Source organism: Parvibaculum sp. (assembly GCF_040882025.1).
Classification (GTDB): domain Bacteria; phylum Pseudomonadota; class Alphaproteobacteria; order Parvibaculales; family Parvibaculaceae; genus Parvibaculum.
Genome location: NZ_JBBECC010000098.1, coordinates 1 through 4578 on the forward strand (window position 1 = coordinate 1; position 4578 = coordinate 4578).

Sequence of the window (4578 nt, forward strand, 5' to 3'; positions counted from 1 at the left end):
GCTCAGCATCGAAAACGATAACGGCCTCGGCCGCGATCGCGCCGTTCTTGGTCGCACCGAAGGACATGATGTCGATACCCGCCTTCCAGGTCACCTCGGCCGGCGCGAGTCCGAGCGCCACCACCGCATTGGCAAAACGCGCGCCGTCCATATGAACGCGCAAGTCTCGCCCGCGGGCGATTTCGACAAGAGCGCCGATTTCTTCCGGCGTATAGACCGCGCCCAACTCGGTCGATTGCGTCAGCGTCAGCGCTGCGGGTTGCACGTGATGCACGACGTTGGCCGGAAGTGCGGCAAGCGCGACCGCGAGCGCCGCGGGATCGATCTTCGCCCCGGGCCCCGAAAGCGGCACCAGCTTCGCGCCTCCGGAAAACATTTCGGGCGCACCGCACTCATCCACGTGCACATGCGCAAGCTCATGACACATCACCGCGCCGTGGGGCGGTGTCAGCGCCGCCAGCGCCAGCGCGTTGGCGGCGGTGCCCGTGACGACCGGAAAAACCGCAACCTCGCGTTCGAAAATCGCCGAAAACCGCCGGACCAACTGCGCCGTTATCGTGTCGGCACCGTAGGAAGCCGCGGTTCCGCCATTGGCCCGGACCAGCGCCTCAAGAATTTCCGGCGCAGCACCCGCTGCATTGTCACTCGTAAAGTCCATGATCCCCTCGTCGGATAAGCGGCGGATCGTAGCCGCAGCCAGGCGAAATGGAACCATTGAACCCGGCCTGCTACGCGATTCAGGCACTAACATATTGATTTCGTTAAACAAGTTATAGGTCAGCAATCCTGTCTTATTTACTTGATTCAAGACCCCCTGTCTGGCATGATCGCGTGACTGGGAGAGCTTCGCTTTTCCGGGCCGACTGGCTGACCGAAACGGGTGCGGCTCGCCTGTCAGTAAAGCCTCCGCTCCGGGCAATAGGGAGCACCCAGCAGAAAGCTCCGCCAGCGATGGCGGCACTGCAAGGGTACGCAATGGGAGTGTGCTGGCCTTGAGCCGAACTCCGGCGCGTGCCGAACATCGGATCGCGACAAGCGCTCCGGCGAACCGGGGCTTTGGCCTGAAAGGCGCCGGGGACAAGCGGGCGTGCGGCCGAAGAATTGATGACGATCGAGGCGACCCGCCTCGGAACCGGGGAAGTTGTCCCGGGAGGCGGATCCGGGTGAAGGATGGATGGGCATGACGCAAAAGCGGGAACGGATGGACGGAGCGGCCATGGCGGAATACGCCGGGCTTCCGGCCGCGCAAGGGCTCTATGACCCCCGCAACGAACACGATGCCTGCGGCATCGGCTTCGTCGCGAACATCCACAACATCAAATCCCACAAGCTCGTCGAGGACGGCCTGCGGATTCTCGAAAACCTTGAGCATCGCGGCGCAGTTGGCGCGGACCCGAAGGCCGGCGACGGCGCGGGTCTGCTGATCCAGATCCCCGACGCCTTTTTCCGCAAGGAAGCAAAGAAGCTCGGCTTCGAACTGCCCGCCGAAGGACATTACGGCGTCGGTCACATGTTCCTGCCGAAGGACGATGCCGAGCGCGCCAAGATCTGCACGCTAACCGAGAAAGTCATCGGCGAAGAAGGCCAGGTTTTCCTCGGCTGGCGCGACGTACCGGTAGACAATTCCGACCTCGGCTATTCGGTGAAGCCGACCGAGCCCTTCCACCGTCAGATCTTTATCGGCCGGGGGCCGGTTTGCGCGGATCAGGATACTTTCGAGCGCAAGCTTTTCGTCATCCGCAAGCGCATCTTCAACACACTGTTCCATGAACACGGTACGATCCCGAAGGGTCTCTATATTGCCTCGCTGTCGTCGCGCACGATCGTCTACAAGGGCATGCTGCTCGCAGCGCAGGTCGGCAAGTACTACAAGGACCTGACGGATCCGGATATGGTGACGGCGCTTGCGCTTGTGCATCAGCGTTTTTCGACCAACACCTTTCCGACATGGAGCCTCGCTCATCCCTTCCGGATGATCTGCCACAACGGCGAAATCAACACCAAGCGCGGCAACGTCAACTGGATTCAGGCGCGCTACTCGTCCATGCAGTCGGACCTTCTCGGAGAAGACCTGAAGAAGCTCTGGCCGATCGCCGTCGAAGGTCAGTCGGACACCGCCTGTTTCGACAATGCGCTCGAACTTCTGGTCATGGGCGGCTATTCGCTGGCCCATGCGATGATGATGCTCATTCCGGAAGCATGGGCGGGCAATCCGCTGATGGATGCCGAGCGCCGCGCCTTTTACGAGTATCATGCAGCGCTGATGGAGCCGTGGGACGGCCCCGCCGCCGTTGCCTTCACTGACGGCCGCCAGATCGGTGCCACGCTCGACCGCAACGGCTTGCGGCCGGCGCGCTATTACGTCACCGATGATGGTTTTGTGATGATGGCCTCCGAAATGGGCGTACTGCCCGCGCCAGAAGAAAAGATCATCGAAAAGTGGCGGCTGCAGCCAGGCCGCATGCTGCTGATCGACCTCGAACAAGGCCGCATCATCGCCGACGACGAAATCAAGGCCGAGCTGGCCAGGCTGCACCCCTATCAGCAATGGCTGAACGCAACGCAGATCCATCTCGAGGAGATGCCTGCGCCGCTGCACCCGGCGAAGCAACCGAGCTATGCCTCGCTGCTCGATACGCAGCAGGCCTTCGGCTATACGCAGGAAGATCTGAAGTTCCTGATGGCGCCGATGGCGATGGAGGGACAGGAGGCCGTCGGTTCCATGGGTACCGACACGCCCATTTCGGCGCTCTCTTCGAAGTCGAAGCTGCTCTACACTTATTTCAAGCAGAACTTTGCGCAGGTCACCAACCCGCCGATCGACCCGATCCGCGAGGAACTGGTCATGTCGCTGGTGTCCTTCATTGGGCCGCGCCCGAATCTGCTCGACCTCGAAGGCATGTCGCAGGTAAAGCGCCTCGAAGTGCGCCAGCCGATCCTCACCAATAAGGACCTCGAGAAAATCCGCATGATCGGCGAAGTCGCGGACAACCACTTTCGTACCCAGACGCTCGACATCACCTACGATGTGAGCCGCGGCGCCGGCGAGATGATCGACATGCTGGAACGGCTTTGCGCGCGCGCCGAGGAGGCCGTCGCGCAGGGCTACAACATTGTCATTCTCTCGGACAGGCTCGTTTCGGCGGAACGTGTCGCCATTCCGGCGCTGCTCGCGACATCGGCCGTGCATCATCATCTGATCCGGCGGGGCCTGCGCACATCGGTCGGCCTCGTCGTCGAAACGGGCGAAGCGCGGGAAGTGCATCACTTCGCCTGCCTCGCGGGCTATGGCGCCGAAGCGATCAATCCCTATCTCGCCTTTGAGACACTGGTCGACATGCTGCCCGGTCTCGATGAGGGGCTGACGCGGCAAGAGGCCGAAAAGCGCTATATCAAGGCCGTCGACAAGGGCCTGTTGAAGGTCATGTCCAAGATGGGTATTTCGACCTATCAATCCTATTGCGGCGCACAGATTTTCGACGCCATCGGCCTGAAGTCGGATTTTGCCCAGAAGTATTTCACCGGCACCGTTTCGATGATCGAAGGCGTCGGCATCGAGGAAATCGCCGAGGAAACGTTGCGCCGGCACAAGCTCGCCTTCTCCGATGCACCGGTACTGAAGAACGCACTCGATGTCGGCGGCGAATACGCCTACCGCATTCGCGGTGAGGACCATGCGTGGACGTCGGACAGCGTACGCGACCTGCAGCATGCCGTGCGCGGCAACAGCCAGGACAAGTACCGGGTCTTCGCGCGGCAGATCAACGAGCAGAATGAGCGTTTGCTGACGATCCGCGGTCTGTTCGAGATCAAGAATGCGGAGGAAGCGGGGCGCGCGCCCGTCGCGCTGGACGAAGTGGAGCCGGCATCCGAAATCGTCAAGCGGTTTGCGACCGGCGCCATCTCATTTGGCGCAATCAGCCGCGAGGCACACGTGACGCTCGCCATGGCGATGAACCGCATCGGCGGCAAGTCGAACACCGGCGAGGGCGGCGAGGAAGCCGACCGCTTCAAGCCGATGGCCAACGGCGACAGCATGCGCTCCGCGATCAAGCAGGTTGCGTCCGGCCGCTTCGGCGTGACGACGGAGTATCTGGTCAACTCGGACATGATCCAGATCAAGATGGCGCAGGGCGCAAAGCCCGGCGAAGGCGGTCAGTTGCCCGGCCACAAAGTGGATGCGGTCATCGCCAAGGTGCGTCATTCGACGCCGGGCGTCGGCTTGATCTCCCCGCCGCCGCACCACGATATCTATTCGATCGAGGACCTGGCGCAGCTCATTTTCGACCTGAAGAACACCAACCCTTCAGCCCTCGTGTCGGTGAAGCTGGTGTCCGAAGTCGGCGTCGGCACGGTTGCGGCCGGCGTATCGAAGGCGCGCGCCGACCATGTGACGATCTCGGGCTTCGAGGGCGGCACCGGCGCTTCGCCGCTGACCTCGATCAAGCATGCTGGCTCCCCCTGGGAGATCGGTCTGGCTGAGACGCATCAGACGCTCGTGATGAACCACCTGCGTGGCCGCATCGCCGTGCAGGCCGATGGCGGATTGCGCACGGGCCGCGACGTCGTCATCGCCGC

At 62.2% G+C, this 4578-nt stretch carries 2 protein-coding genes; one reads left to right on the plus strand and one right to left on the minus strand.

Going from position 1 to position 4578, the window contains the following annotated elements; translation table 11 throughout:
• Window positions 1-658, minus strand: a 658-nt coding sequence (locus WEB61_RS07025) for a low specificity L-threonine aldolase (protein ID WP_368063619.1), incomplete at its 3' end; no start/stop codon positions are given.
• A gap of 522 nt (window positions 659-1180) precedes the next feature.
• Here WEB61_RS07025 and gltB point away from each other — a divergent pair.
• Window positions 1181-4578 (plus strand): glutamate synthase large subunit (gene gltB, locus WEB61_RS07030; protein WP_368063620.1); only part of this gene is annotated, 3398 nt, incomplete at its 3' end.